Genomic DNA, 1075 nt, shown 5'->3' with positions numbered 1-1075 from the left:
CGGTCGACGGTTCCAGCCGTCGACCGGTCGCCTTGAATTTCGGCAAGGCGCAAGACGCACTGGGGCACTTGCTTGCGCTGCAGCACGCGCACGTGCACGAAGGGTTGATGACCGGCATTCGCGGGCATCTGACCTGCGTGTCGGCGCGCCACAACCTGCCGCCGCGGCTGTTTCTCGGCGTCCCTGTCTCGATCCGGCTCGTCACCGATCGGGGGCAGTTGCACTTCGTCAACGCGATCATCCAGGACGTGCAGGTCGGCCAGAGCGACGGCGAGCTGTGCGTGTACCAACTGACCGTATGCGATGCCCTGTCGTTGATGGACAAGCGCACGAATTCCCGCGTATTCCGTCAGAGCAGCGTCGTCGACATCCTCTCGACACTGTTTACTGAATGGCGTCAGCGCAGCCCGGCGCTGGCGGCGGCCTTCGAGTTCGACCTGTCGGGCTTGAGTCGCGACCGATATCCGGCGCGCGAACTGACACGCCAGGTCAACGAATCGGATGCGAAGTTCGTGCGCCGCCTGTTGCGACGCGAGGGCATCACGGTGTTTGCCAAGGCCGGCGCGGGCAAGGGCAATAGCCACGATGACACGCCCGCGCATACGCTCGTGTGCTGTGACGATCCGATGTCGCTGCCCCAGGCGCCGGCCGGTACGGTGCGGCTGCATCCGCGCGACGCCGCGACCGAGGAGCGTGACACCGTCACGTTGTTCGCCCTGCATCAGCGTCTGACACCCGGTCAGGTCGGTCGCCCGTCGTGGGACTACAAGAAAGCGCGTATCGACGAGTCGATGGTCGCGGCGAGCCTCGACCAGGGCGAGGCCGGCAACGACCTGGCGCAATTGCTGACCGACGTCGCGATCGACATCCCGCATGCGGGCGACTCGTGGAGCGATCACGAGCGCCTCACGCGCGCCCGGATGCTCGCGCATCAGTTCGAAGCCGAGCGTTACGACGGCGTGAGCAGCGTACGCGACCTTGCCGTCGGCACATGGGTCACGCTGACCGGGGATCCCGAACGGGACATGCAGCCCACCGACCAGCGGCAGTTCGTGATCACGTCGATCGACCACGA

General features: G+C 66.0%; 1 protein-coding gene. It reads left to right on the top strand.

What is annotated here, in order from left to right:
* A partial coding sequence (locus ABZS61_RS34880; RefSeq protein ID WP_356430569.1) for a phage late control D family protein occupies positions 1 to 1075 on the top strand: 1075 nt, incomplete at both ends.

It is taken from the genome of Streptomyces sp. NPDC005566, from assembly GCF_040605575.1.
Taxonomy (GTDB): domain Bacteria; phylum Actinomycetota; class Actinomycetes; order Streptomycetales; family Streptomycetaceae; genus Streptomyces.
This window is presented reverse-complemented; position numbering and strand designations above follow the sequence as displayed.